General features: G+C 67.7%; 4 protein-coding genes. 2 read left to right on the top strand and 2 right to left on the bottom strand.

The genetic code is table 11. The features are described 5' to 3' along the window. Positions 1-1337: DUF3556 domain-containing protein (locus tag ACRDPN_RS14390; RefSeq protein ID WP_431449272.1), on the top strand; the 1337-nt coding region annotated here is incomplete at its 5' end. On the opposite strand, the gene ACRDPN_RS14385 is transcribed toward ACRDPN_RS14390, so the two are convergent. Together ACRDPN_RS14385 and ACRDPN_RS14380 are read right to left on the bottom strand one after the other, a co-directional pair. Next, positions 1319-1762: a hypothetical protein gene (locus ACRDPN_RS14385; protein ID WP_431449270.1), complete on the bottom strand. Its 444-nt coding sequence runs from the start codon at positions 1760-1762 to the stop codon at positions 1319-1321. The genes ACRDPN_RS14390 and ACRDPN_RS14385 overlap by 19 nt on opposite strands. A 10-nt stretch (positions 1763-1772) precedes the next feature. Continuing rightward, positions 1773-3836 (bottom strand): hypothetical protein, encoded by a 2064-nt coding sequence (locus ACRDPN_RS14380; protein ID WP_431449268.1) that lies wholly within the window; start codon positions 3834-3836, stop codon positions 1773-1775. A gap of 105 nt (positions 3837-3941) precedes the next feature. Between ACRDPN_RS14380 and ACRDPN_RS14375 the strand changes: the two genes are divergently transcribed. Then, positions 3942-4150: FAD-dependent oxidoreductase (locus ACRDPN_RS14375; RefSeq protein ID WP_431449266.1), on the top strand; the 209-nt coding region annotated here is incomplete at its 3' end.

Raw genomic sequence — 4150 nt, 5'->3', positions numbered from 1 at the left:
GCCTGCCTCCGTGGCCGGAGCGCGTGCCCGGCACGCGCGGCTCGCGCCGCACGCTCCTCGACGTCGCGCTATACCTCGGCGTCATCGCGTCCGCGCTGTGGGTGCTGCTTGCGCCGGCCGATCCCCTGATCGAGCCGGCGCGCCTGGTCCCCCTGCTCGTCGTGCTGCCCCTGCTCGGTCTCCGCGACAAGACGATCTTCCTGGCGGCCCGCTCGGAGCACTACTGGGTGACCGCGCTCGTGTTCCTGCTGCCGTTCGTCGACATGATCGTGGCCGCCAAGCTGATCATGGTGGCCATCTGGTGGGGCGCGGCGACGTCCAAGCTCAACCGGCACTTCCCGTACGTCGTCTCCACGATGATGGCGAACGCTCCGTTGGTCCCGCGGTTCGCGAAGAGGCATCTCTGGCGCGATCCGGTGAACGACATCACGCCGTCCAGGCTTTCCCGGGCGCTCGCGCACGGCGGCACGGTCGTGGAGTTCGGCATCCCGATCGTGCTGCTGCTGTCGAGTGGAGGAGGGGTGACGCAGGTTGCCTTGGTGACCATGATTCTTTTTCACCTGAACATCCTCAGCTCGATCCCGATGGGCGTACCGCTGGAGTGGAACGTGCTGATGATGTTCGGAGCCGTCTTCCTGTTCGGGCACCACGCGGGCATCGGTCTGACAGACGTCACGCAGCCCGGACTCGTGTACGGACTGGTGGCGCTCATCGTCGCCGCGGTCGCGTGGGGCAACGTCCGTCCCGACCAGTGGTCGTTCCTGCCGTCGATGCGCTACTACGCCGGCACCTGGGCCACGTCGGTGTGGCTGTTCGCCTGTACCGACGATGAGGGGGCTGAGCAGAAGTACGCGGAGCGCGTGACGAAGGCGGCGCAGCTGCCCCATCGCCAGCTCGCCCGGCTCTACCCGCCGGACACCGTCGACCTGATGATGGGCAAGCTCGGTGCCTGGCGAGGACTGCACACGCACGGGCGCGCCATGCTCGGCCTCTACCCGCACGCGGCCGACGACCACGAGTCACGGATGGCCGTCGACGGCGAGATGGTCGCCGGTTCGGCGATTGGATGGAACTTCGGCGACGGCCACCTGCACCACGAGGCACTCCTGGCCGCCGTGCAGGAGCGATGTGACTTCGCGCCCGGGCAGCTCCGCGTCATCATGTTGGAGTCGCCGCCGATGGGTCACCCCGTGCAGCAGTACCGCATCGTCGACGCGGCCAGCGGGCTCCTCGAGGAGGGTGAGGTCGACGTCGCCGACATGGTGGCGCGCCAGCCCTGGGACGGCAACCTGCCCTTCCGTGTCGGCACGAGGCCGATTCAGTCGACGGACGTGTAACCGGGCCAGTCGTCCATGGAGTCACCCGGGCCGGGCACGGTGAAGTCGGGAGGAGGAGGCGCCGGCACGGGTGCGAGCTCGGGGTCGCGGCAGACGCAGTCGAGGAGCAGCTCGTTGGGGATCGCGATCGGGTGCAGGCTGTGGTCGCTCAGCGCCAGGAAGTCGTAGAACACCCGCAGTGTCAGGCCGAGGGACGGGTGGAACGTGCGCGTACGTTCGCCCGAGGCTCTGGCCCAGTCATTGTCGCCGAACTTGGAGCTCTGTCCGAGGAACGTCCATGCGTCGCCGGTGACGTCCAACACGTACGGCTGTGATTCCGCAATGTGGAAACCGTCGGAGGAGTCCGTGCCCGTGAGTCGGAACCGCAACCGGGGTCCGAAGCCGCTGACCTGGATCGTCCAGGGCCCGTAGAACTTCTCCTGCATCACGCACCTCCTATGAGATCTCGAGACCGGTGCGCCGGGTGAACTCACTGCTGAAGCCGTCGAGGCTTCCGTTGTCCGTGATCGTGCGCAGGGACCGGCGCCAGTCGCCCAAGGAGCCGTTGCTCGCCGAGTTCGGTCGCCCGAAGATGCGTTGGGTGTCGTCGCGGGTGCCGATGTGCAGCTGTCCCCAGTGCAGGATGCCGCCGAAGTTCGGATTCCGCCCGATGGCTGCGGCGTAGTTGACCAGGTCCTCAGAGCCGGTCAGGTCCTTGAGGCCGGCGACCTCCACGGAGCAGGTCGTGCCGTATCTCTGCATGCCGAGCTTCGCCCGGGTGAACGACGTAAACCGCAGCGAGGCATAGCCGAGGAACGCCTTGCCGCGCAGCTCCTGGCTGATCTCGAAGGCGATGAGGGCGTCGATGAAGGTGGGGAGGCGGTCGTCCACGGCGTCGAAGAACACCTCCGTCGAGGCGACGTTGTGCTCGCAGCTCTGGTCCAGGTAGTTCTTGCGGTCCATCACCGCGTAGCTCTTGGCGCCGAACTGCAGGTCGCCCTGCATCGCGGTGAAGACGAGGTAGGCGATCACCTGCCAGGCGAACAGGCCGGCCGCCTTCGTGGCCGGATCGGTCTCGTTCGGGTCGAGCAGCTCGTTCTTGATCCGCTCCATGTGCTCGCCGAGGCGGTCGTCCTCGGCGAAGGTGTCAATCAAAGCCTTGATCACCAGCAGCACGAGTGCGAGCGCGCCCAGGAAGGCCAGCAGTCCGCTTCCGCCGAGCACTGCCACCGCCGCCGCCCCTCCGCCGATGGCCTTGCCGTCGCTGTCCACGACCTCCTTGATCTCGCGCTCGGCCTCCTTCAGCACCCCCTTGATGAAGCTGCCGCTGGAACACGCACGGTCGAGGAAGCTCGGGTCGGCGGAGCGGAACGGGTTCTTGTCGTCCTCGCTGTACGGAAAGCAGTTGCCGACGAGGTCGTACACCGGACGCTCGATCTCGGCCGGGTCGGACAACCGACGACCGACCCGCTGCGCCCGCCCTTCCGGAGCGAGGCTCACCGGGATGTTCCACCGCTTGGTGACGCCGACGAGGTTGCGGGTGAAGTTCAGGTGCGGTGTCAGGCAGACCACGACCTGCAGGAAGCGGTTCGGCGTGTCGGGGAGGCCGACCTCGGGAGCGGTGTCGTGGTAGAGCGGGCCGGTGTCGCGGTCGGCGATCTGCTGCTTCACGTCCTGCCACAGGTGGAGCCGGCGACGCTCCCACAAGGAGTACTGGCGCTCGGCGCGCAGCACGACCGAGTAGATGATGCCGAACCGGCCCATCGAGACGAGCACCGAGTCGAAGACGATGTTGTCGTCCTCGCGGACGATCGTGAACACGTCGTCCCCGCCGTAGACGGCGCGCAACCGGTCGTCGTCGAAGAAGGGATGGCGGCCCTCGTCGACGCGCTCGATCCAGTACTGGTGTCCGCCGTCGGCCACGAGGTGCAGGGCGACGACGGAGTCGGCGATCGGCCCGCGGTCGAAGTCGCCTCCGTGGGTTCCGGTGGTCAGGGCGCCGAGGACCGTCTGACCGCCCGCTCCTCCGAGGGTGCGGAACGCCCACGGGCCGGTGAAGTGGTGAACCTGGAACGTGTCCTTCATGAAGCCGGCGAGCGTCCTGGGGTCGTCCAGCGCGTCGACCTCGTCGAGCTCGGCGTACAGCTGGCAGACCCGCTTGCCCGACTCGACGTGGGCCAAGGTGCCGAACTTGTCGATGAACGACGGATCCTGCATGTCGGCCAGCAGCTCGTCGTGCAGGCAGTGGGGCACGACATCGTGCAGCGTGCGGTCGAGACCCGGCCGCCCGGTTCGCGGGTCGTGCGTCTCGATGAACGTCTCGTCGCTGATCGCGGCCTCGGACAATGCCCAGTGGCTGCCAGCCGCCTTGAACCGGTGGTCGCCCGGCCGGCTGCAGATCTCGACCAGCTCGTCCAGAGTGCGCGGGAACAGGATCTCCGGCGCGCTGGGGAACAGCGGGCTTCCCGGTTTGTCGTGCTTGCGCGTCCAGGGGCTGTTCTGGAGCCCGTCGACCACCATGTCGCCAGCGTATTTCCGCGATGGCGCAGCGTCACTGGCCTGCTGGGACTAAACCGCCGGCTCGCTCTAGGTTGGGGGCATGACTCCCGTGCCCGGAGGGGCATCATGACTACCGTCGTCGTCATCGGCTCCGGCCCGAACGGGCTCGCCGCCGCGATCGTGCTGGCCAAGGCGGGACTGGATGTCACGGTGCTGGAGGCGAACGACGAGATCGGTGGGGGAATGCGGTCGGCCGAGCTCACGGTGCCGGGTCTCGTTCACGACGTCTGCTCGGCGGCCCATCCGACGGCGATCGCGTCGCCGTTCTTCCGCAG

The sequence above is a fragment of the Aeromicrobium sp. genome (genome assembly GCF_050700635.1).
Lineage (GTDB): Bacteria > Actinomycetota > Actinomycetes > Propionibacteriales > Nocardioidaceae > Aeromicrobium.
The sequence above is the reverse complement of the archived record's forward strand: the minus strand, read 5'-3'. Positions and strand labels throughout refer to the sequence as shown.